18 protein-coding genes are annotated in these 23,403 nt (G+C 70.5%); 12 read left to right on the top strand and 6 right to left on the bottom strand.

The window, feature by feature from the left end:
- Positions 1-62: 62 nt before the first annotated feature.
- From sucC to EER34_RS17025, 3 genes are all read left to right on the top strand, one after another.
- Entirely contained in the window at positions 63-1,226 is a 1,164-nt protein-coding gene (sucC, locus tag EER34_RS17035; RefSeq protein WP_127476863.1) for an ADP-forming succinate--CoA ligase subunit beta, read from the top strand.
- Between the two features lie 27 nt (positions 1,227-1,253).
- Positions 1,254-2,156, top strand: a complete 903-nt coding sequence (gene sucD, locus EER34_RS17030; protein ID WP_127476861.1) for a succinate--CoA ligase subunit alpha — start codon at positions 1,254-1,256, stop codon at positions 2,154-2,156.
- Between the two features lie 79 nt (positions 2,157-2,235).
- Positions 2,236-2,676 carry a nitroreductase family deazaflavin-dependent oxidoreductase gene (locus tag EER34_RS17025; protein ID WP_127476860.1) on the top strand — a complete coding sequence of 147 codons (441 nt, stop codon included), beginning with the start codon at positions 2,236-2,238 and terminating at the stop codon, positions 2,674-2,676.
- A 52-nt stretch (positions 2,677-2,728) separates the two neighbouring features.
- On the opposite strand, the gene EER34_RS17020 is transcribed toward EER34_RS17025, so the two are convergent.
- Positions 2,729-4,198 (bottom strand): NCS2 family permease, encoded by a 1,470-nt coding sequence (locus tag EER34_RS17020; protein ID WP_127476858.1) that lies wholly within the window; start codon positions 4,196-4,198, stop codon positions 2,729-2,731.
- A gap of 121 nt (positions 4,199-4,319) precedes the next feature.
- Between EER34_RS17020 and EER34_RS17015 the strand changes: the two genes are divergently transcribed.
- The 7 genes from EER34_RS17015 to EER34_RS16985 all read left to right on the top strand — a co-directional run bounded on the left by EER34_RS17015 (position 4,320) and on the right by EER34_RS16985 (position 14,217).
- Positions 4,320-5,819: a cell division protein PerM gene (locus tag EER34_RS17015; RefSeq protein WP_127476856.1), complete on the top strand. Its 1,500-nt coding sequence runs from the start codon at positions 4,320-4,322 to the stop codon at positions 5,817-5,819.
- 4 nt (positions 5,820-5,823) lie between these two features.
- Positions 5,824-6,432, top strand: coding sequence for a phosphoribosylglycinamide formyltransferase (gene purN / locus EER34_RS17010; RefSeq protein ID WP_127476854.1), 609 nt, complete (start codon positions 5,824-5,826; stop codon positions 6,430-6,432).
- 23 nt (positions 6,433-6,455) lie between these two features.
- On the top strand, positions 6,456-8,060 hold the full coding sequence (gene purH / locus EER34_RS17005) for a bifunctional phosphoribosylaminoimidazolecarboxamide formyltransferase/IMP cyclohydrolase (RefSeq protein WP_127476852.1): 1,605 nt from the start codon (positions 6,456-6,458) through the stop codon (positions 8,058-8,060).
- 103 nt (positions 8,061-8,163) lie between these two features.
- Positions 8,164-9,711, top strand: a complete 1,548-nt coding sequence (locus EER34_RS17000) for a DNA-3-methyladenine glycosylase 2 family protein (RefSeq protein ID WP_240642472.1) — start codon at positions 8,164-8,166, stop codon at positions 9,709-9,711.
- Positions 9,708-10,220: a methylated-DNA--[protein]-cysteine S-methyltransferase gene (locus EER34_RS16995; protein WP_127476851.1), complete on the top strand. Its 513-nt coding sequence runs from the start codon at positions 9,708-9,710 to the stop codon at positions 10,218-10,220. Before EER34_RS17000 ends, EER34_RS16995 begins: the two co-directional genes overlap by 4 nt.
- Before the next feature lie 359 nt (positions 10,221-10,579).
- Complete coding sequence (locus EER34_RS16990) at positions 10,580-12,403, top strand: ABC transporter ATP-binding protein (protein ID WP_127476849.1); 1,824 nt, start codon at positions 10,580-10,582, stop codon at positions 12,401-12,403.
- A complete protein-coding gene (locus tag EER34_RS16985; protein ID WP_127476847.1) occupies positions 12,400-14,217 on the top strand; it encodes an ABC transporter ATP-binding protein in 1,818 nt (605 codons plus the stop codon). The genes EER34_RS16990 and EER34_RS16985 overlap by 4 nt, the downstream gene beginning before the upstream one ends.
- Positions 14,218-14,294: 77 nt before the next feature.
- Here EER34_RS16985 and EER34_RS16980 read toward each other — a convergent pair whose 3' ends face one another.
- From EER34_RS16980 to EER34_RS16970, 3 genes are all read right to left on the bottom strand, one after another.
- Positions 14,295-15,218 (bottom strand): N-acetylglucosamine kinase, encoded by a 924-nt coding sequence (locus EER34_RS16980; protein WP_240642470.1) that lies wholly within the window; start codon positions 15,216-15,218, stop codon positions 14,295-14,297.
- Positions 15,219-15,290: 72 nt separating this feature from the next.
- Positions 15,291-16,256 (bottom strand): acetylxylan esterase, encoded by a 966-nt coding sequence (locus EER34_RS16975; protein ID WP_127476844.1) that lies wholly within the window; start codon positions 16,254-16,256, stop codon positions 15,291-15,293.
- A gap of 158 nt (positions 16,257-16,414) precedes the next feature.
- Entirely contained in the window at positions 16,415-16,867 is a 453-nt protein-coding gene (locus EER34_RS16970; protein ID WP_127476843.1) for a GNAT family N-acetyltransferase, read from the bottom strand.
- 144 nt (positions 16,868-17,011) lie between these two features.
- Between EER34_RS16970 and EER34_RS16965 the strand changes: the two genes are divergently transcribed.
- Positions 17,012-19,231, top strand: coding sequence for an NADP-dependent isocitrate dehydrogenase (locus tag EER34_RS16965; RefSeq protein ID WP_127476841.1), 2,220 nt, complete (start codon positions 17,012-17,014; stop codon positions 19,229-19,231).
- A 76-nt stretch (positions 19,232-19,307) separates the two neighbouring features.
- On the opposite strand, the gene EER34_RS16960 is transcribed toward EER34_RS16965, so the two are convergent.
- Positions 19,308-21,401, bottom strand: coding sequence for a L,D-transpeptidase (locus EER34_RS16960; protein WP_127476840.1), 2,094 nt, complete (start codon positions 21,399-21,401; stop codon positions 19,308-19,310).
- A gap of 104 nt (positions 21,402-21,505) precedes the next feature.
- Positions 21,506-22,003 (bottom strand): hypothetical protein, encoded by a 498-nt coding sequence (locus EER34_RS16955; RefSeq protein ID WP_127476838.1) that lies wholly within the window; start codon positions 22,001-22,003, stop codon positions 21,506-21,508.
- Between the two features lie 147 nt (positions 22,004-22,150).
- Here EER34_RS16955 and EER34_RS16950 point away from each other — a divergent pair, with 147 nt between their 5' ends.
- Entirely contained in the window at positions 22,151-23,350 is a 1,200-nt protein-coding gene (locus EER34_RS16950) for an ROK family transcriptional regulator (RefSeq protein WP_127476837.1), read from the top strand.
- Positions 23,351-23,403 lie beyond the last annotated feature (53 nt).

Genomic DNA, 23,403 nt, shown 5'->3' with positions numbered 1-23,403 from the left:
CGACGTCGAGACGCTTTTTCGCGTCAAACCACCCCCATTCGCCACCTGCGAAGGAATGCACTGTGGATCTGTACGAGTACCAGGCACGTGACCTTTTCGAGAAGTACGAGGTGCCGGTGCTCGCCGGCATCGTCGCGGACACGCCGGAGGAGGTGCGAGCCGCAGCCGAGAAGATCGGCGGAGTCGTCGTCGTCAAGGCCCAGGTCAAGACCGGAGGCCGCGGCAAGGCCGGCGGCGTGAAGGTCGCCAAGACCCCCGACGAGGCGTTCGAGGCGGCCAAGGCCATCCTCGGCCTCGACATCAAGGGCCACGTCGTCAAGCGCGTGATGGTCGCCCAGGGCGCCCGCATCGACAAGGAGTACTACTTCTCGGTGCTGCTCGACCGCGCGAACCGCGCCTACCTCTCGCTCGCGAGCGTCGAAGGCGGCATGGAGATCGAGGAGCTCGCGGTCGAGCGCCCCGAGGCCCTCGCCCGCGTCGCCGTCGACCCGCTGCAGGGCATCGACAAGCAGAAGGCCGTCGAGATCGCCGAGGCCGCCGGGTTCGCCCCCGAGCTCGTCGACAAGGTGAGCGACGTGTTCGTCAAGCTCTACGCCGTCTACAAGGGCGAGGACGCGACCCTCGTCGAGGTCAACCCGCTGATCCTGTCGGAGGAGGGAGACATCATCGCCCTCGACGGCAAGGTGTCGCTCGACGAGAACGCCGACTTCCGCCACGCGGCCCACGCGCTCCTCGAAGACAAGGACGCGGCCGACCCGCTCGAGGCCAAGGCCAAGGAGAACGACCTCAACTACGTCAAGCTCGACGGCGAGGTCGGAGTCATCGGCAACGGCGCGGGCCTCGTGATGTCGACGCTCGACGTCGTCGCGTACGCCGGCGAGAGCCACGGCGGCGTCAAGCCCGCCAACTTCCTCGACATCGGCGGCGGCGCCTCGGCCGAGGTCATGGCCGCCGGACTCGACGTCATCCTCGGCGACCCGCAGGTCAAGAGCGTCTTCGTCAACGTCTTCGGCGGCATCACGGCGTGCGACGCCGTCGCGAAGGGCATCGTCGGTGCGCTCGCCGAGCTCGGCTCGAGCGCCTCGAAGCCGCTGGTGGTGCGCCTCGACGGCAACAAGGTCGAAGAGGGCCGCGCGATCCTCCGCGACGCGAACCACCCGCTCGTGACCCTGGCCGAGACCATGGACGAGGGCGCCGACAAGGCCGCCGAGCTCGCCAACGCCTGAGACAGACACCGGATACAAGGAACAGACATGTCGATCTTCCTCAACAAGGACTCCAAGGTCATCGTCCAGGGCATCACCGGCGGCGAGGGCACCAAGCACACTGCGCTCATGCTCAAGGCCGGCACCCAGGTCGTCGGCGGTGTGAACGCCCGCAAGGCCGGCACCACCGTGCTGCACCGCGATGCCGACGGCAACCCGGTCGAGCTTCCCGTGTTCGCCTCGGTCGCCGAGGCCATCGCGCAGACCGGCGCCGACGTGTCGATCGCGTTCGTGCCGCCGGCCTTCACCAAGGACGCGATGGTCGAGGCCATCGACGCCGAGATCCCGCTGCTCGTCGTGATCACCGAGGGCGTTCCCGTCGGCGACACCGCGGAGGCCTGGGCGTACGCGCAGTCGAAGGGCAACACGACCCGCATCATCGGACCGAACTGCCCCGGCATCATCACGCCCGGCGAGTCGCTGGTCGGCATCACGCCCGCCAACATCACCGGCAAGGGCCCGATCGGCCTGGTGTCGAAGTCGGGCACCCTGACCTACCAGATGATGTACGAGCTGCGCGAGATCGGCTTCTCGACCGCCATCGGCATCGGCGGAGACCCGGTCATCGGCACGACCCACATCGATGCGCTCGCCGCGTTCGAGGCCGACCCCGAGACCAAGGCGATCGTCATGATCGGCGAGATCGGCGGCGACGCCGAGGAGCGCGCGGCCGACTTCATCAAGGCCAACGTCACCAAGCCGGTCGTCGGCTACGTCGCCGGCTTCACGGCTCCCGAGGGCAAGACGATGGGCCACGCGGGCGCCATCGTGTCGGGCTCCGCAGGCACCGCCCAGGCGAAGAAGGAGGCCCTCGAGGCCGCTGGCGTCAAGGTCGGCAAGACCCCGAGCGAGACCGCCGAGCTCATGCGCGAGATCATCGCCGCGCTGTAACTGCGCGAAGGAGGGGGCGGATGCCGCGGCTCAGGCTGCGGCATCCGCCCCTCTTCTCTGCCGGCGTTAGGGTGAGGTCATGCCGCTGACCGGAGAGTACAAGCCGTCCACGTCCGCCTGGGCCCGCAAGCAGGCGGAGCTGTTCGAGGAGTCGAACGGCGCCAAGGGCAACACGCTCCGCGGCGTCCCGATCATGGTCCTCACGTCGGTCGGGGCGAAGAGCGGCGGCCTCCGCAAGACTGCGCTCATGCGCGTCGAGCACGACGGGCGCTACCTCGTCGTCGCCTCCAAGGGCGGGCACCCCGATCCGCCGAACTGGTACTGGAACGTCCGCGCGAATCCCCACGTCGAGCTGCAGGACGGCGCGGTCAAGCGCGACTACCTCGCCCGCGAGCTGTCCGGCGACGAGCGCGCCGAGTGGTGGGCGCGCGCCGTCGCAGTGTGGCCCGACTACGACAGCTACCAGTCCAAGACCGACCGGCTGATCGCCGTCTTCCTCCTCGAGCCGATCGAGGAATGAGAAGACGGGATGCCGCGGTCGCGGCATCCCGTCTCTCGAAAGACCTGTCGCGTCAGCCGGCGAGCAGCGTCTCGAGCGGCCCGCGTGCGAAGTACACGAGGAATCCGGCCGCGACGATCCACAGCAGCGGGCTGATCTGCTTCGCCTTGCCCGAGAGCGATCGCACGATCACCCACGAGATGAAGCCCGCGCCGATGCCGTTGGCGATCGAGTACGTGAGCGGCATGACGGTGATCGCGAGGAACACCGGCAGCAGCACCGAGAACTCCGAGAAGTCGATGTAGCGGATCTGCGCCATCATCAGCGCACCGACGATCACCAGAGCGGACGCAGCGACCTCGCTGGGCACGATCGACACCAGCGGCGAGAAGAACATCGCGACGAGGAACAGCAGGCCGGTGACGATGTTCGCGAAGCCGGTGCGCGCACCCTCGCCGATACCCGCGCCGGACTCGATGAAGACCGTGTTCGACGACGCCGAAGCGTAACCACCGGCGACCGCGCCGACGCCCTCGACGATCAGCGCCGACTTGATGCGCGGGAAGTCGCCCTTGGCGTCGGCGAGTCCGGCTTCCTTCGACAGTCCGGTCATGGTGCCCATGGCGTCGAAGAAGTTCGTGAAGACGAGCGTGAAGACGAGCATGAGCGCCGCCAGCCAGCCGATCCGCTCGAACGAGCCGAACGAGACGTCGCCGATGAGCGACAGATCGGGGATGCTCACGAGCGAGGTCGGGAGCTCGGGGACCGAGAGTCCCCAGCCGCCGGGGTTGACCCCGTCGTCGGTGAACTTGGGGCCGATGTTCCAGATCGCCTCGACGATGACCGCCACCACGGTGCCCGAAACGAGACCGATCAGGATGCCGCCCTTCACCTTGCGGGCCACCAGGATGCCGGTGAGCAGCAGCGTGAAGACGAAGATCAGCGTCGGCACGGTCGCGACGGATCCGTTGATGCCGAGCCCGACGGGCGGAGAGGAGGCGCCCGTGGCCGTGACGAAACCGGCGTCGACGAAGCCGATGAAGGCGATGAACAGGCCGATGCCGACGGTGATCGCGAGCTTCAGCTGGATCGGCACGGCGTCGAAGATCATGCGCCGCAGACCTGTCGCGGCGAGCACCACGATGATGAGGCCGTTGATGACCACGAGGCCCATCGCCTCGGGCCACGTGACCTGGCCGACGACGGCGACGGCGAGGAACGAGTTGATGCCCAGCCCCGCCGCGAACGCGAAGGGCAGGCGGGTGACGAGGCCGAAGAGGACGGTCATCACGCCCGCGGTCAGCGCGGTCACGGCGGCGACCTGCGTGAAGCCGAGGCTGTTGCCGTCGACGTCGACCCCGCTCGACAGGATGATCGGGTTCAGGATGACGATGTAGGCCATCGTCACGAAGGTCACGACGCCTCCGCGCACCTCGGCGCCGACCGTCGAGCCGCGTCTGGTGATCTCGAAGAAGCGATCGAAGCCGTTGCGGGGCTCAGGGGTTTCGGTGGTGTCGGCTGCAGGCGACGGGGCTGTGCTCATGAATGACCTCCGGAGACGACGTTAGCGCCCACGCGCCCCTGCGCCGTACCGGATCCGGATGCTGCGAACGGCCGGGTCGTCGCCCGGGGCGTCCGTCGGGCGTAGGTAGGGTCGATGGCGCATGCATCGCCTCATCGTCGCCCTTCTCGCCGCCGTCGACGCCGCCATCGCGGTGGCCGTCGGCGTCGCGGCGACCCTCGCCCCGCTGACCCTCCTGTTCGTGTTCACGTTCGGCACCGCCGCGGACTGGTCCGCCCTGTGGCCGTCGGGCGTCACGGTGTGGCAGTTCGGCAATCTCGTGCCGATGCTCGTCACGCTCCCCGCCGACTACATCGCCGCCACCGGCATCGATCCGGCCGCGGCATCCTTCACCCTCTCGCTCGCCCCGCTCGCCTTCACCGCGTTCACCGTGATCTTCGCCGCCCGCTCGGGTGTGAGAGCCTCGCAGGCGGATGCCTGGGTCACCGGCGTCCTCTCGGGAACGGCGGTGTTCGGCCTGCTCGCCGTCGTCGCGGGCTTCACGGCGCAGAACCTCGTGGTCGACGCGGAGCTGTGGCAGGCCATCCTGCTGCCGACGCTCGTGTTCGCGCTGCCCTCGCTCGCGGGTGCCGTCGTCACGGAGTGGCGCGAGGCGGGAGCGGGCGTCGTCGCCCGTGTGCGCGACCGGGTCGAGGCGGTCCCGCACGGCTGGGGCGAGGCCCCCGCACTCGTGGCGAGGGGCTCGGCGATGGTCGTCGTGGGCCTCATCGGCCTCGGCGCCGCGGTCACCGCCGTCGCCCTCCTGCTGCGCGGCGGGGAGGTCGTGGCGCTCTTCCAGGCCGGGAACGTCGACGGTCTCGGCGCCGTCGTCATCACCCTCGCGCAGCTCGCCTACCTCCCGACCCTCGCGGTGTGGGGCATGGCGTTCGCCGCGGGCCCGGGCTTCGCGGCGGGGACCGGCACGTCGGTGTCGCCCGCCGGGACGCAGGTCGGCGTCGTGCCGGGCATCCCGATCCTCGGCATCCTGCCCGAGTCGACGACCCCGTGGCTGCTGCTGCTCGCCCTCGTCCCCGTCGGACTGGGGGCGCTCGCGGGGTGGATCGCGCGGTCGCGCCTGGTGCATCCGCTCCCCGCCGCGGCCGGCGGCTCCAGGTCGGTACGCGGCCTGCCGGCCGCCGACGACGGCGACCGCACCGCCGTGCTCACCGGGCTCCTCGCCTCGGCGCCGGTCATCGAGCCCGACCCGCCGGCGCCCCACGATCCGCACGACGACGACCCCATCGGCGCGCGTCTGGTCAGCGTGGCCGGCATCGCGGTGCTGTCGGCCGCATCCGCCGCACTGCTGTCGGCGATGGCCTCGGGCTCGCTCGGACCCGGACGCCTGGCCGAGTTCGGCCCCCAGCCCGGAGCGGTCGCGCTGGCCGTCGGGCTCGAGGTCGCCATCGGCGCGTCGATCCTTCTGCTGTCGCCGCAGAGCCGGACCCGCCGCGGCGAAGACCCTCCGCATCGCGCGATCGTCGATCCGGCCTCGGTGCAGGCAGTCGGAGCCGAGCCGGATGCCGCGCCCCAGGCATCCCCCGACCAGAACGAGACCCTCGATCTGGGACCCCGACGGGGCGGAGCGGGCGCGCCGGTAGACTAGGCGGGTGCTCACGGTCGCCGTCCTCATCTCGGGCACGGGGTCGAATCTGCGTGCGCTGCTCGATGCGGCAGCCGACCCCGGGTATCCCGCCGAGATCATCGTCGTCGGCGCCGATCGCGAGGCCGAGGGCTTCGCCCACGCCGAGGAGTACGGCATCCCCTCGTTCATGGTCCCGTGGGCGCAGTTCGGCACCCGCGAGGAGTGGGGTGCGGAGCTCGGAGCCCAGCTCGCCGTGTGGAAGCCCGACCTCGTCGTCCTGAGCGGCCTCATGCGCCTGCTCCCGGCATCACTCGTCGACGCCTGGTCGCCGCGCATCGTGAACACCCACCCCGCGTACCTGCCCGAGTTCCCCGGAGCGCACGGCGTGCGCGACGCCCTCGCGGCCGGGGTCGCCCAGACCGGGGCCAGCGTCATCATCGTCGACAACGGGGTCGACTCGGGGCCGATCCTCGCCCAGGAGCGCGTGCCCGTGCTCCCGGGCGACGACGAGCACGCCCTCCACGACCGCATCAAGCCCGTCGAGCGACGGCTGCTGATCGACGTCGTCCGTCGCATCGCGACCGGCGAGCTCGACCTGGCCGCCGCGTCGGCGGCTGCGGCATCCGCTTCCTGACCCCTTCACCGAGGAGACCTGCCATGGCCGGCCCGACCCCCGACCCCACCCTGTACCGCCACCGCGACGTCGTCCCGATCCGTCGCGCGCTCGTGTCTGTGAGCGACAAGACCGACCTGCTGACGCTCGCCGAGGCGCTCGCCGCGGCCGGTGTCGAGATCGTCTCGACGGGCTCCACCGCCGCGACGATCCGCGAAGCGGGCCACGACGTCACCGACGTCGCCTCGGTCACCGGCTTCCCCGAGTCGCTCGGCGGGCGCGTGAAGACGCTGCACCCCGGCGTGCACGCCGGCCTCCTGGCGGACCTCCGCCTCGAGGACCACGCGGAGCAGCTCGGCGAGCTCGGCATCGAGCCGTTCGAGCTCGTGGTCGTCAACCTCTACCCGTTCGTCGAGACCGTGCGCTCGGGCGCCCAGGGCGACGACGTCGTCGAGCAGATCGACATCGGCGGTCCGGCGATGGTCCGCGCCTCGGCGAAGAACTTCGCCAACGTCGCGATCGTGGTCTCGCCCGAGTCGTACCCCGCCATCATCGGCGCCATCGCGAACGGCGGCACGTCGCTCACGCAGCGCCGCGAGCTCGCCGCGCGCGCGTTCGCGCACACGTGCGAGTACGACAAGGCCGTGGCGACCTGGTTCGCCGAGGAGACCCTCGGCGCGGCCGACCTGCCCCAGCACCTGACGATCAAGGCCGAGCGCCTGTCGACCCTCCGCTACGGCGAGAACGCGCACCAGCGCGCGGCGATCTACACGCGCGTCGGCGGGCACGGCATCGCCCAGGCGACGCAGCTGCAGGGCAAGGAGATGTCGTACAACAACTACGTCGACGCCGACGCGGCCCTGCGCGCGGCGTTCGACATGGTCAAGCCCGCGGTCGCGATCATCAAGCACGCGAACCCGTGCGGCATCGCCGTGTCGGCGCCCAACGCCCTCGATCCGATCGCCAGCGCCCACCTGCGAGCGCACGAGTGCGACCCGGTGTCGGCGTACGGCGGCGTGATCGCCGCGAACGGCACCGTGACGCTCAAGATGGCCGAGAACCTGAAGGACATCTTCACCGAGGTCATCGTCGCGCCCGCCTTCGAGCCGGCCGCCCTCGAGGTGTTCAAGGCGAAGAAGAACCTGCGGCTGCTCCAGCTCCCGGCCGACTGGCAGCAGGAGCGCATGGACGTGCGTCTGGTGTCCGGCGGGCTGCTGCTGCAGGACGCCGACCGCTTCCCCTCCGACATCGAGTCCGTCGCCAAGGACTGGGAGCTCGTCTCGGGCGAGCGGCCCGCGCCGGAGGAGATGCAGAACCTCATCTTCGCGTGGAAAGCCTGCCGCGCCGTGAAGTCGAACGCCATCGTGCTCGCGAAGGGCTCGGCGACGGTCGGCATCGGCATGGGCCAGGTCAACCGCGTCGACTCCTGCCGGCTCGCGGTCGAGCGCGCCGGCGACCGCGCCGCCGGGTCGGTCGCGGCATCCGATGCCTTCTTCCCGTTCGCCGACGGCCCGCAGGTGCTGCTCGACGCCGGGATCTCGGCCATCGTGCAGCCCGGCGGATCGGTGCGCGACGACGAGGTCATCGAGGCTGCGCGTGCCGCAGGAGTCACGATGTTCTTCACGGGCGAGCGCCACTTCTTCCACTGAGCGCGGTCGGCCGGAAACCTGCCGCTTCGCGTTGGCCGGATGCCGCTACCGCCGTGTCCGATTTCCGCGAGCGGGTGTCGGCGGGCCGTGTCAGGCTAGGGGCATGAGCAGCACGGTCATGACCCCCGGGGCGACGAGCCTCGCCTCCATGACCTTCGACGAGCGGTACCGCGCGATCGACTCGCGCGACACCCGCTTCGACGGGCAGTTCGTCACGGCCGTGCGCTCGACGGGCATCTACTGCCGGCCGAGCTGTCCCGCTCGCACGCCGAAGGCGTCGAACGTGACGTTCTATCCGACGAGCGCCGCTGCGCACGAGGCGGGGTTCCGCGCGTGCAAGCGGTGTCTTCCCGAGGCCGCTCCGGGATCGCCGCAGTGGAACCTCCGGGGCGACACGGCCGGCCGCGCCATGCGACTGATCGCCGACGGCGTGGTCGAGCGCGAGGGCGTTCCCGGTCTCGCCCGGCGACTCGGGTACTCGTCTCGGCATCTGACCCGCCTGCTGACGACCGAGCTGGGTGCGGGTCCCCTCGCCCTCAGCCGGGCCCACCGGGCGCAGACCGCACGCATGCTCCTCGTCGGCACCGACATGTCCGCCGCCGACGTCGCCTTCTCGTCCGGGTTCGCGAGCGTCCGGCAGTTCAACGACACCGTGCGCGAGGTGTTCGGCATGACGCCGCTCGAGCTGCGCGCACGGCGCCGGGTCGTGCCGGGCACGCGGGCGACGACGCCGACGCCGGGGGCGATCGACCTGGTGCTGCCGCACCGAGGCCCGCTCGACGCCGACGGTCTCTTCGCGTGGATGGGCGCACGCGCCGTCGAAGGCGTCGAGGCCGCCTCGCCGACGTCGTTCGCCCGCGCACTGCGGCTGCCCGGCGGTCCGGCCTGGTTCGAGCTCCGTCTCGACGGTGCCGGGCGTGTGCGCCTGCGGGCACGACTCACCCACCTCGGCGATCTCACCACCCTGGTGACGCGCGCACGACGGCTCTTCGACCTCGACGCCGATCCGCTCGCCGTCGACGAGGCGCTGTCCCAGCAGCCCGAGCTCGCCCCGCTCGTCGCCGCGCTCCCGGGCATCCGTGTTCCCGGTGCGGCCGATCCGCACGAGATGCTGATCCGCGCGATGGTGGGTCAGCAGATCACCGTAGTGGCGGCACGCACCGCGCTCTCGGCCCTCACCGCGACGCTCGGAGAGACCGTCGAGGGCTTCGACGGCGCGACGCGTCTCTTCCCGTCGATGGCGGCGATCGCCGAGCACGGCACAGAGGTGCTCCGCGGACCGGCGGCCCGCATCCGCTCGATCGTCGGCGCTGCCGCCGCGCTCGCCGACGGCACGCTCACGCTGACCCCGGGCGACGACGCCGTCGACCAGCGTGCGGCGCTGCTCGCGATGCCCGGCATCGGCCCATGGACGGCCGACTACGTGCGCATGCGCGTTCTCGGCGACCCCGACGTCTTCCTGCCGGGCGACGTGGCGGTGCGCTCCGGAGCCTCGGCGTCCGGGCTTCCGTCAGAACCGCGCGCGCTCACCGACTGGGCCGTGCGCACGGGGCCGTGGCGCAGCTACCTCACCGCGCACCTGTGGCGCGCAGTCCCACCGAGACCACCCCGGCAGCCCGCATCCCGCCGAAGCAACGGAGGCACACCATGACCATCGCGACGCTCCAGACCATCGCCACCCCCGACGGCGCGTTCACGATCCTCGTCGACGCCGACCAGCGCGTGCTCGCCTCGGGCTGGACCGACGACGTCGAGCGCATCCTCGGCCGGCTGCGCACCGCAGACCGCCCGTCCTCAGTACGCGAAGGGGAGACGGATGCCGCAGCCGCCGTCGTCGCCTACTACGGCGGCGACGTCTCGGCCATCGACGACGTCGCGGTCGCCCAGCACGGCACGGCGATGCAGCTCGCCGGCTGGGATGCGCTGCGCCGCATCGAGCCTGGGCATCCGCTCACGTACGCGGAGTTCGCGATCCTGCTCGGATCGCCGAATGCGGTGCGGGCGGCGGCATCCATCTGCGCGCGCAACGCGCCCGCCCTGTTCGTGCCGTGCCACCGCGTGCTGCGCACCGGGGGAGCGCTCGGCGGGTTCGCGTGGGGACTCGACGTCAAGCAGCGCCTGCTCGATCGCGAAGCGGGAGTGCCGGCGCTCATCGGCTGACGCCCGGCCGCGATCGCCTTCCGGGGGACCGGAAAGCGATTGTTGCACTCAGCGAAATCCCAGGTATAGGCTGGAGGGCTGTCGCGCCCGGAAGGGCTCGCCGGTCCCGTCCGCTCTCACCAAGGAGGAAGCCATGTACCAGGCCGCCATCGCCGCGAAGACCGCCTTCGTCCTCCGTGTCGCCGGACCGAAGCGTCTCCGCATTCAGGGGTAGTCGCTCTCCCAGCTCGTCCCGGTTTTCCCGCCGGCTTCGGCATACTGCCGCCTTTCGGAGCGTTCCCTTCACCGGGACTCCGTCGCGCCCCGCGCATCCTCCGACCCGACGCCGGGTCATCCGCACCACCCTCCCCACAAGGATCATGACCACCACCGCCGAACCTGTCCGGTCCGAACAGTCCACGTTGAAAGCGCTCTCGCGCCTCCTGCCCTTCGCGAAGCCGGTGCTGCCGCGCCTCGTGATGGGGGCCCTGAGCGCGCTCGCGGCCAGTCTGCTCGCCCTTTCCATCCCACTCATCCTCGAGGTGATCGTCGCGGGGCCGATCGCCTCCGGCGACATGACCCAGATCGTCTGGGGCTCGGTCATCATCCTCGTGCTGGGCCTCGCCGAGGCCGTGATGGTGTGGCTGCGGCGCTGGTTCGTGCTCGGACCCGCCACCAAGGTCGAGTACGAGATCCGCCAGAGCTTCTACTCGCGGCTGCAGCGCCTGCCCGTCTCCTTCCACGACAAGTGGCAGTCGGGTCAGCTGCTGAGCCGCATGATGCAGGACATCAGCATGCTGCGCCGCTGGATGGCCTTCGGCATCGTGCTGCTGGTCGTCAACGCCATCACGATCGTGGTGGGCTCCGCCCTGATCTTCCGGTGGCACTGGCTCCTCGGAACGATCTTCCTGATCACGTCTGCGCCGCTCTGGTACGCCGGGTACCGGTTCGAGAAGACCTACGGCACCCTCGCGCGGCAGAGCCAGGACCAGGCGGGCGACCTCGCCACCTCGGTCGAGGAGAGCGTGCACGGCATCCGCGTCCTGAAGGCGTTCGGCCGCGGCAAGCACGCGCTCCAGAAGTTCACCCGCCAGGCGGAGACGCTGCGCGAGACCGAGCTGAGCAAGGCCCGTGCGATCGGCTGGATCTGGTTCTGGCTCGTGCTGCTCCCCGACATCGCGTTCGCCCTGTGCCTGGGTGCCGGCGTGTACCTGACGGCGGTCGGTCAGCTGCAGGCCGCCGAGCTCATCGCGTTCTTCGCGATGGCCACCGTGCTGCGCTGGCCCATGGAGTCGATCGGCTTCCTGTTCTCGTTCACGCTCGACGCGCGGACGGCCACCGACCGCATCTTCGAGGTCTTCGACGAGGAGAACACGATCGTCGACCCGGTGAACCCCGACACCATCGACCGCCCGCGCGGCGCGCTCGTGTTCGAGGGCGTGCACTTCCGGTATCAGGATGCCGCGGCCCGCGAACGCGACCTGCTCGACGGCATCGACCTGGTGCTGCGCCCCGGAGAGACGATGGCGCTGGTCGGGCTCACCGGCTCGGGCAAGACGACCCTGACGACCCTGCCCGCGCGCCTGTACGACGTCACCGGCGGCCGCGTGACGCTCGACGGCGTCGACGTGCGCGACCTGACCCTCGACGAGCTGCGCCGCCACGTCGGCATGGCCTTCGAGGACGCGACGCTCTTCTCGCAGACGGTGCGTGACAACGTGCTGCTCGGCCGCGAGGACCTCGCGCCGGGGAGCCCCGAGGCCGAGGCCGTCATGCGCGAGGCGCTGCAGGTCGCTCAGGCGGGCTTCGTCGAAGACCTCCCCGACGGCGTCGACACCGTCATCGGCGAAGAAGGCCTGTCGCTGTCCGGCGGCCAGCGCCAGCGGCTCGCGCTCGCGCGCGCCGTCGCCGCCCGTCCCGCCGTGCTCGTGCTCGACGACCCGCTGTCGGCCCTCGACGTCGACACCGAAGCGCTCGTGGAAGACGCGCTGCGCGAGGTGCTGCACGCGACGACGGCGCTGGTGGTCGCCCACCGTCCGTCTACGGTGACGCTCGCCGACCGGGTCGCACTGCTGGAGGCCGGTCGCATCACCGCGGTCGGCACGCACTCCGAGCTGCTTCGTGAGAGCGAGCACTACCGGCACGTGATCTCGAGCCTCGAGGTCGAGGAAGCCCGCCTGCGGGAGAGGGAGGTGAACCTGTGAGCACCACGACCGTCACCGGAACCAGCGGCGAAGACCGCTCCGACTACACGAAGATCGAGAGCAAGGCGATCCGCAAGAGGTCGCTGCGCCTCCTCGGCTCGCTCGTGACGCCCGTGCGCGGCCAGCTGTGGCTCGCCGGCATCGTGCTCGTCGTCTCGACGGCCTTCCGGGTCGCCGGCCCCGCGCTGATCGCGTACGGCCTCAACCAGGCTCTGCCCGCGGCCGTTGAAGAGATGAACTGGCTGCCGACGATCGGCGTGGTCCTCGTGTACCTCGTCACGGGCTTCGCGGGCGCGGCGCTCATCGGCTGGTACGTCGTCGTCGCCGCGAGACTGACGCAGTCGATCATGCTCGACCTGCGCAAGCGCATCTTCCTCCACACCCAGCGCCTCAGCCTCGAGTTCCACGAGTCGTACACGTCCGGCCGCATCATCTCGCGCCAGACGAGCGACCTCGACTCGATCCGCGAGCTGCTCGACGGCGGTCTCAACGAGCTGGTGTCGGGCATCCTCTACGGCGGATTCACGCTCATCGCCCTGCTGCTGATCGATTGGCAGTCCGGCGTCATCCTCGCGGTGATGGGCATTCCGCTGTACCTCCTGATGCGCTGGTTCTACACCCGCTCGCAGGTGGTCTACCGCGAGTCCCGTGTGGTCAGCGCGAAGGTCATCGTGAAGTTCGTCGAGACCATGACGGGCATCCGCGCGGTGAAGGCGTTCCGCAAGGAGGGCCGCAACGACGAGGAGTTCGGTCAGCAGGCCAGCGACTACCGCGACGTGAACATGCGCTCGATCCGCCTCTTCGGCACGTTCGAGCCGGGGCTGATGGCGGTGGCGTCCGTCACCGTGGCGGTCGTGCTGCTGTGGGGCGCGATCCGCGTCGTCGACGGCACGCTCCTCCTCGGAACGCTCCTCGCCGCCGTGGTGTACGTGCGCAACTTCTTCTCGCCCCTGCAGGAGGTCGCGTTCTTCCTGAACTCGTACCAGTCCGCGACGGCCGCGCTCGAGAAGGTGTCGGGCGTGCTGGAGGAGGAGCCCACCGTGCCCGACCCCGTGAAGCCGGTCGACCTGTGGCAGGCGCGTGGACACGTGCGGTTCGACGACGTGCAGTTCGGGTACTCGAACGACCGGGTCATCCTTCCGGACTTCTCGCTCGACATCCCGGCCGGTCAGACGATCGCGCTCGTGGGGACGACGGGTGCCGGCAAGTCGACGCTCGCCAAGCTCGTGTCGCGGTTCTACGACCCGACGCGCGGCACGGTCAGCCTCGACGAGCTCGACCTCCGGTCGCTGCACCCGAAGGATCTCCGCCGTGCGATCGTCATGGTCACGCAGGAGGCCTACCTGTTCAGCGGCACGGTCGCCGACAACATCGCGCTCGGCAAGCCCGACGCGACGCTCGACGAGATCCAGGCCGCGGCGCGGGCGGTGGGTGCGGATGCCTTCATCCAGGCGCTGCCCGACGGCTACGCCACCGACGTGAACAAGCGCGGCGGCCGCGTGTCGGCGGGTCAGCGTCAGCTGATCTCGTTCGCCCGCGCGTTCCTCGCCGACCCCGCGGTGCTCATCCTCGACGAGGCGACGGCGTCGCTCGACATCCCGAGCGAGCGTCAGATCCAGGACGCGCTGCAGACGCTGCTGGCCGATCGCACGGCGATCATCATCGCGCACCGTCTGTCGACGGTCGCGATCGCCGACCGCGTGCTCGTCATGGAGCACGGCCGCATCATCGAGGACGACGCGCCCGAGGTGCTCATCGGCGGCGACGGCCGGTTCGCCAAGCTGCACGCGGCCTGGCGCGAGTCGCTGGTCTGACGTAGGTTCCGGATGCCCCGTCCCCGCCGCGCGCGGAGGGCGGGGCATCCGTCGTTCCCGGCGTGCGGTGCCGTGCGTCAGCGCCGCGCGATCGAGACCTCCGTGAAGAGCGGATGCCCCGCCTCGAGGCCGGCCAGCGCGACGGCTCCGTCGATCCCGTGGCCGAGCGGCTCCACGAGCGAGACATCGAGTTCGCTCGCGTCGATGTGCGACGAGAAGGCGTCCCGCAGCAGGGCGGAACGGAAGACTCCGCCGATCGCGCAGACTCCGAAGGTCTCGTCGTCGTCGCGCACACGGCGCAGGGCGGTCTCGACGCTGTGCGCGAGCTCGCCGCCGGCGCGCGACGTGATGCTCTGCGACACCGCGTCGCCGTCCGACGCGAGCCGAGCGACATGCTCGGCGAACGAAGCCACGATCCTCACCCGGTCCTCCGAGGACTGCAGGCGGATGTACGCCTGCTCGAGATCCGGCCACCGCTCCTCAGCGACCTCGCGCAGCGCCGTTGCCGGGCCGCGACCGTCGTACGCGCGCATGACGGCGTCGAGCGCCTCGCGTCCGATCCAGTAGCCACTGCCCGCGTCGCCCATGAGGTAGCCCCAACCGTCGACGCGGGCAACCCGCGCCGGGCCGACGGCCAACGTGACGACGCCGGTGCCGGATGCGACGACCGCGCCGCGGCCGGGGCCCATCGCTCCGAGGAAGGACGTCGTCGAATCGTGGGCGAGCAGCACCTTGTGAACGCCGGGATCATCGATCCCGGCGAGGAGCGCCCCGGCGTCGGCCTCCTGCGCGGTCAAGCCCGAGACGCCGGCGGCGACCACCGCGGCGGACGCGCCGTCGCGGGCGAACAACGACCGGGTCACGGCGACGAGCTGCGGTAGCAGCGGCTCGTGCGTGCGGATGCCGGGAAAGACCCCGTCGTGCGTCGAGCCGCCCTGGCGGATGCGGACCTTGATGCCGGTCTGGCCGGCGTCGATGGCGAGCACGCTGTCTGGCGTCACATGCATTCCTTCATCGTGTCACCCCGCCCGTCGTGGCGGCGGCGAGGGAGATACGACGAGCGGATGCCGCGGCTAGACCATCCCCGCGAGGAACCGTGCCTGCGCGTGCCACTGGTACGCCTGGCCGCCCTCGTGCTCGTTGTGGGCGTAGACCTCGATCTGCTTCGGCCCGGCGTACCGGTTGAACGCCGCGTAGACCGTCGACGGCGGACAGACGGGGTCGAGCAGACCGACGGAGAACAGGGCCGCGGCATCCGCTCGTCGCGCCATGTTGGCGCCGTCGAAGTAGGACAGCGTCTCGAACACGCGGTCTTCCGAACCCCGGTGCACCGCGAGGTAGCGGACCACCTCCTGGTAGGGATCGCGGTCGGTGAGGCCGACGGCCCGCTCGAAGTGGCACAGGAAGGGCACGTCGGGCATGACGGCGACGAGTCCCTCGCTCAGCCCGGCCGCCGCGAGGGCGATGCCGCCGCCCTGACTCCCGCCGCAGACCGCGACGCGTGAAGGATCGACCTGCGGGAGGGCGCGCACCGCGTCGACCGCCCGCACCGCATCGGCGTAGACGCGGCGGTAGTAGTAGCCCGCGGGGTCTTCGATGCCGCGGGTCATGAATCCGCTGGCCGAGGGCCCGGTGCCGTGCGGGTCGGGCGTCGCGCCGGCGGCGCCCCACATCGAGCCCTGACCGCGTGTGTCCATGAAGAGGTGGGCGTAGCCGGCCGCCGTCCAGCCGACGCGTTCGCCGGGAAGGCCGCGGCCGCCGCCGTAGCCGTTGTACTCGACAACGGCCGGGAGGGGATCGTTCGCGCCGGCGGGGAGCGTCAGCCATGCCCGGACGGGATCGCCCGCGAAGCCGGAGAAGGTCACGTCGAACACGTCCATCAGGCGCAGCGGCGTCTCGACCGCGGTGACGATCGGCGGTGCGTCGTGGCGACGCGCGTCCGCGATCGTGTCCGCCCAGAAGGCGTCGAAGTCGGCGGGCTCCCGCACATCGGGGGCGTACAGCTCCAGCTCGGCGGGGGAGAGGTCGAATCTCGGCACGACGTTCACCCTAGTCCGGCGCCAGTGTCGACCGGGTGAGACCCGAAAGGCGACGGGGCCTCGATGGGGGAGGGGTATTCGAGGCCCCGCCGCCGGTCTCAGGAGCCCGGACGGGCTGTGTCGCGGTTACGCGTACGGGATGGAGCGCGAGGTGTCGGTCAGAGTCGGATCTCTGCGATGACTTCACCGTACTCGGTCTCGCCGACTGGCGTGAAGCCTACACGCTGGAAGAATGCCTCAGGGCCGCCCTCGCCGGCCTCGTAGATGACGTTGACGCGGTCGACGTCCCGCTCGCGTGCCTCGTCGAGGAGCTTCTCCACGGCGAACCGGCCCACGCCGCGGCCCTGGTCGTCGGCGTCGACGTTGATGCGCCAGAGAACGGCCTTGAAGTGCTCCTGCGGGGCCTCGGGGTCGAAGTTCGCGCTCACGAATCCGACGACCTCGTCGCCGTCCAGCACGACGCGCTGCCACGACGTCTGCGGGTTGATCACAGTCGCTGCGATGCCGTAGCTGATCGGGGCCAGGAACTGCTCCTGACCGGGCTTGAGCGACATGTTGTTGACCGCGACGATCGTCGCGGCGGACAGTTCGACAAGTCGGAGCTCAGACATAAGGCAAAGGCTAGCCCGGATGTCGGCATCCGGCACTGTCGAGGTCGCTCCTTAACGTGGATTTCACACCGAGAGTTATCTCGACGTCGAGATACTTTCGCGTTGCGATAGTCTGGAATCACCACCCGAACGGAGACGAACCCGGTGACCGACTCGACCATCATCTACACCTACACCGACGAGGCTCCGGCGCTGGCGACCGCCTCGTTCCTGCCGATCGTGAAGGCCATCACCAGCCAGGCGGGGGTGGATGTCGAGATCCGAGACATCTCGCTCGCGGGCCGCGTGCTCGCGGCCTTCCCGCAGAATCTCACGACCGAGCAGCAGGTGGGCGACGCGCTCGCCGAGCTCGGCGGCCTCGCCACGCTGCCCGAGGCGAACATCATCAAGCTTCCGAACATCTCGGCGTCGATCCCGCAGCTCAAGGCCGCCATCGCCGAACTGCAGGCGGCCGGCTACGACATCCCCGACTATCCCGACGAGCCCGAGTCGCTCGAAGACAAGGACATCCGCGCCCGCTACGACCGCATCAAGGGGTCGGCGGTCAACCCGGTGCTGCGCGAGGGCAACAGCGATCGCCGCGCGCCCCTGTCGGTGAAGAACTACGCGCGCAAGCACCCCCATCGCAACAAGGCCTTCGCGGAGGGATCGAAGACCCGCGTCGCGACCCTCGGCCACGACGACTTCAAGTCGAACGAGAAGTCCGTCCTCATCCCCGGCGACGACGTCCTCACCATCGAGCATGTGGCCGCCGACGGCACCATCACGGTCCTCAAGCCCGCTGTCAAGGTCCTCCCCGGCGAGATCGTCGACGCGACGTTCCTCTCCGCGGCGGCGCTCGACGAGTTCCTCGCCGCGACGCTTCGCGAGGCCGCCGACGATGATCTGCTCTACTCGGTCCACCTCAAGGCGACGATGATGAAGGTCAGCGACCCGATCATCTTCGGCCACGTCGTCAAGGCCTACTTCGCCGACGTGTTCGCCGCCTACGGCGACAAGATCGCCGAGGCCGGGCTCACCCCGAACGACGGCCTGGGCGCCATCCTCGCGGGCCTCCCGTCGGTCGACGGCGGAGACGCGATCGTCGCGGCGATCACCGCCGACCTCGCGCGTGGCCCGCGCCTGTCGTACGTCAACTCCGACAAGGGCATCACGAACCTCCACGTCCCCTCCGACGTGATCGTCGACGCGTCCATGCCGGCGCTCATCCGCAACGGCGGCAAGCTGTGGGGCGTCGACGGCGGCGAGGACGACACGCTCGCCGTCATCCCCGACTCGTCCTATGCGAGCGTCTACCAGACCGTGATCGACGACGTCATCGCTCACGGTCCGCTCGACCCGGCCACGATCGGCACCGTTCCCAACGTCGGCCTCATGGCGCAGGCGGCCGAGGAGTACGGCAGCCACGACAAGACCTTCGAGATCGCCGCTCCCGGGGTCGTCCGGGTGCGCAACCAGGCGGGCGACGTGCTCCTCGAGCACGACGTGCAGCCGGGCGACATCTGGCGCGCCACGCAGACGAAGGACATCGCGGTGCGCGACTGGGTGAAGCTCGCCGTGAGCCGCGCCCGCGCCACCGGATCGCCTGCGGTCTTCTGGCTCGACGCCGCACGCTCGCACGACGCCGCCCTCATCGCGAAGGTCAACGAATACCTCGCCGAGCACGACACCGACGGCCTGACCATCGAGATCCTCGCGCCCGCAGCGGCCACCCAGTACTCGCTGGACCGCCTCCGCAAGGGCGAGGACACCATCTCGGTCACCGGCAACGTGCTGCGCGACTACCTCACCGACCTCTTCCCGATCCTCGAGGTCGGCACGAGCGCCAAGATGCTCTCGATCGTGCCTCTGCTCGCGGGCGGCGGCCTGTTCGAGACCGGCGCCGGCGGCTCCGCGCCCAAGCACGTGCAGCAGCTTCTCGAGGAGAACTACCTGCGCTGGGACTCGCTCGGAGAGTTCTTCGCGCTCGCCGCCTCCCTCGAGCACCTCGCCACCACGACGGGCAACGTGCGCGCGCAGGTGCTGGCCGACACGCTGGATGCCGCGACCGGCACGTTCCTCGAGAACGACAAGTCGCCGGGCCGCGCGCTCGGCACGATCGACAACCGAGGCAGCCACTTCTACCTCGCCCTGTACTGGGCGCAGGAGCTGGCCTCTCAGCACGCCGACCCCGAGCTCGCGGCCGCGTTCGGCCCGGTCGCCGAGGCCCTCGCCGCGAACGAGGACACGATCGTCGCCGAGCTCATCGCCGTGCAGGGATCGCCCGCCGCGATCGGCGGCTACTACCGCCCCGACGTGCAGCTCGTCGAGGCAGTGATGCGCCCATCGAAGACCTTCAACGGGATCATCGACGCGATCGGCTGAGCCGACGACGAGAGGAGCGGATGCCTTCGGCCGAGGCATCCGCTCTTCTCATTCCCCGCCCGGGGCGGGACGCGCGTCAGGCGTGGACGTAGACCTCGGTGCCGGTCGGAGCCCAGTCGTAGACGAACTTGGCGACGTCGATGGGCATGTTCACGCAGCCGTGGCTCATCTGGTTGCCGAAGTTGTTGTGCCAGTACGTGCCGTGGAAGCCCTGGTCGCCGTTGAAGTACGTGATCCAGGGCACGTTCTCGGTGCAGTAGCTGTTCTGCGCCTCCGGGTTGTAGCAGAGGGCGCCCATGTCCTGCATGCTCACGTGCGCGAAGATGCGGAACGAGCCGGTGTGCGTCGGCGTCGCGGGCAGGCCCGACGAGATCGCGTAGCTGGCGATGACCTTGTCGTTCTCGAAGAGATAGGTCGTCTGCGCGCTGAGGTCGACCTCGATGCGACGCTCGAGCGCCGTGGTGGCGAACTCGGTCTCCTCGACCGGAAGCTCGTAGCGGGCGTCGCCGGCCGCGAGCTGCGCGGCGAACTCGTCGGCGATGCCGCTGGTGTCGCCGAGCTCGCGTCCGCTCACACCCGCGGTGAGCTCACTGAGGACCTCGCCGCCGGAGTCGGTGATCACCTTGGCGTCGACGAGCTCGCGGTCGACGGCTTTGGGTAGCGTCGCGACGATCTCATCGATCGCCGTGGCGTCGGCTTCGATGTCGAACGTGCCGCGCTCGCCCGGCGTCACCGTGAGCCACGACGCCGCGACCGCACGGCTGACCGGCACGGTCCGCTCGCTGCCGACGTAGAAGCCTGCGGTCGTGAGGATGCCGTTGAGTCGCTCGGCCGAGGCCTCTGCCACGTACGTCGGGGTGCTCGCCTCGACGGGGGCGACGGTCGTCTCGAGCTCGACACGCGTCTCGCCCGACGCGAAGGCCTCCTGCAGCGCAGCGCGGACCGCGTCGACGTCGATCCCGGTGCCGGGCTCCGCCGGGGTGGTCACGTAGGTGGCGGACGTCGCGTCGAAGGCGAGCGTCGCGTCGACGGCGTCGGTGTAGAGATCGGGTGCGGCGGCGCGGAGCGCGGAGGTGGCTGCCTCCTGATCGATGCGCACCGGCGCGTCGACGGATGCCGGGAACCACGCCGTGACGTTCCACAGCGGGTTGGCGGCGTAGGCATCGGCGACGAGACCGTCGGCGTCGACGGACGCGCCCAGGTCGGCGCCGGTCAGCTCGGCGTCGCCGCCCTCGCCGGTCAGCACGATCGTGGTCGTCGCGAGGCGCTGCTGCACGGCATCGGTCGCGGCCGCGACGGGCAGGAATCCGACGGGAACCCCGCCGATCGAGGTGCCGGGGGCGATGAGGGTCACTGAGGCGACCGCGATCGCGATGACCGCGACTCCGGCGCCGAGTCCGATCCACAGGGCCTTGCGGCTCTTCTCGGGCTTCGGCTCCAACGGCGCCCACGCGAACGACGGCGAGTCCGGTCCGCCGCCGACGGGCGCGTCGGCTCCGGGTGCCGGGGAGGCTCCGGCCGCGACGGCGGTGTCGGCTGGAGCGGTGAGGACGGCGGTCTCGGCCACGGCCGTCGGGGTGGCGTCGAGGACGGTCGTTCCCTCGCCGGTCGCATCGGCCGCGGCAGCCTCGGTGACGAACGCGTCGAGCTCGTCGTCGGTGAGGACCTCGACCTCGTCGGCCCCGCCATCGGCATCCTCGGACGCTTCGACCGGCTCGGCCGGGAGGTCGGCGTCGGCGGGGGTCTCCGCGACGGGGGGCTGAACCTCTGCGAGCTCCGCAGCCTCGGCCTCGTCGGCCTCCGGCTCCGCCTCCACCTCGGGCTCGATCTCGATCTCGGACTCCGCCGCTTCGGCCCCGGTCTGCACGTCGCCTTCGGGTTCGGCCTCGTCCTGCGCGCTCTGCGGCTCGGACTCGTCTGTGTCGGCTGCCGTGCCATCGTCGGTGACGTCGACGGCGGGATCGGCCTCGTCCGCGGGGACGGGCTCGGGGTCGGCGTCGTCCGACGGCTCGGCGTCGGCGAGCTCATCGACCGTGCCGTCCATGCCGTCAGAGGCATCCTCGGTGGTGTCGTGCGTGCCCGCGTCGTCGACGATCGAAGCGTCGTCGACGACCGCAGCGTCATCGGGCTGCGGTTTGTCAGCGCCCGACTTGGTCGCCAGATCCGTCACGTCGTCACCCCCCGGTGGTGAGAAACAGTGTTCCCATGGTAAGGGACGCGCCTGAGCGATCGCGCAACGAGCCGATCACGGCCGGGGCATGCAGCGGTGGCGCGTCACTCCGCGGGAGCGCACAGCTCCTCGAACCGCGCGCCCGTCTCCTGGAAGCTCGCGCCCAGTCCCTCGAGCTCGCCGACCTTCGAGGCGTCTCCGGCCACGATCGCCGCCATGAGGTCGGCCACCTGCTGGAACATCGCCTGCATGTCGGGGAGGATCGCTGCGACTTCCTCGTTCGAGATCTGCGACGACGCATCGGCGAGGCTCTGGACGGCGGCCTCCATCTCCTCGACGACCGCGTCGGGGTCGTTCGGGTCCATGTTCTCGAACCCCGCGGTCGCCTCCGTCATGATGTCGGTGACGAGCTGGCAGGCCTCCTCGGTCGTCTGCGTGCCGTCACCCGATCCCTCGCCGGAGCCGGCGTCGCCCGATGCGCTCGATGTCGGCGCGGACGAGGGGGACCCGGCCGGGAAGCCGGCGCATCCGGACAGACCGACGAGTGCGACGGCGGCCACCGTCAGGGCGGCGATGCGGCGGGGGAGGATCGGCGTTCGCATCGTCCCACTGTAGGCGACGGTCTCGGAGCGCACGGGCCGCGCGCGTCCGGCGCGTGTCGACCATGAGATGTAACAGTTTTGTAAACACCCCGCTCAAACCCGATTCAGGGGTTGCGCGTTGTTTGTTCGTAAGGTCTACTAACAAACATGTCTGCATCGGAAGTGCAGCGCGGCTCTTCCACCATCGAGCCGCCGCACCCTTCAGGAAACGCGAACGGCCGCGGCTTCGGGCCAGGGCGATCGCTGCGTCAGGGCGGGAAGGTCCTCCCTGAGCACGCACGCGGCCACAACCGTTCCCTCGTGCTGCAGACGCTCTTCCACCAGGGTGCCATGAGCCGCGCGGATCTCTCGCGGGAGACGGGCCTCACCCGGGTCACCATCTCCGACCTCGTCGCCGAGCTCATCGCCGACGGATTCGTCGCAGAGATGGGTGTGCGCGAGGCATCCGGCCCCGGAAAGCCCGCGATCCTCGTCGACCTCGACCGAGCCGGCCACCGTATCGTCGGCATCGACCTGTCGGGAAGCGACACCTTCATCGGCGCGGTGCTGACTCTCGACGGCGACATCGTCGCCCGTCGGGAGGTTCCCCTCCCGCCGGCCGACGACGTGGTCGCCACGGTCGTCGAGCTCGCCCGCGTGCTCGTGGCGGACTCGCACGCGCCCGTCCTCGGCATCGGCGTCGGCACCCCCGGTGTCGTCGACGACCGCGGCGTGATCCTCACGGCCCCGAACTTCGGCTGGGCGGGGTTCGACCTCGAGGGCGCCCTGCAGAACGCCCTCGGGCTTCCCGTCCTCGTCGCCAACGACGCCAACGCCGCGGTGCTCGCCGAGTACACGTTCGGCGGCGCGGGAGACGACGTCCTCCTGGTCAAGGTCGGCCGCGGTGTCGGCTCCGGCCTGCTCGCCGGCGGTCAGCCCATGCGCGGCAGCCGCTTCGCCGCGGGTGAGATCGGGCACGTCACGGTGGGCACCGACGGCGGGCCCGGCTGCGGCTGCGGCAAGGTCGGATGCCTCGAGGCCTGGCTGTCGGTGCCGTCGCTGTCGAAGCGGCTGGCCGCGGCATCCGCCCCGGAAGACCGCGAGGGGATCCTCCGCGACGCGGGGGAGCGCCTCGGCATCGCACTCGCGCCCGTGGTCGGCGTGCTCGACCTGTCGGAGATCGTGCTCTCCGGCCCCCCTGAACTTCTCGACGGGCCCCTCGCGGAAGCGACCGTCGAGACACTCCGCGCACGGACGCTGGCGCAGTTCCACGACAGCGTGCGGGTGCGGATGACGGAGCAAGGCCAGGACATCGTCCTGCGCGGCGCCGCCGTCATGGTTCTGTCGGGACAACTCGGGGTCTCCTAGCCCGCCGCGTCCCACGGGGTCCGCCCCACCAGATGTATCCCCCACCGGATGGG

It is taken from the genome of Microbacterium sulfonylureivorans, assembly GCF_003999995.1.
Lineage (GTDB): Bacteria > Actinomycetota > Actinomycetes > Actinomycetales > Microbacteriaceae > Microbacterium > Microbacterium sulfonylureivorans.
The sequence above is the reverse complement of the archived record's forward strand: the minus strand, read 5'-3'. Positions and strand labels throughout refer to the sequence as shown.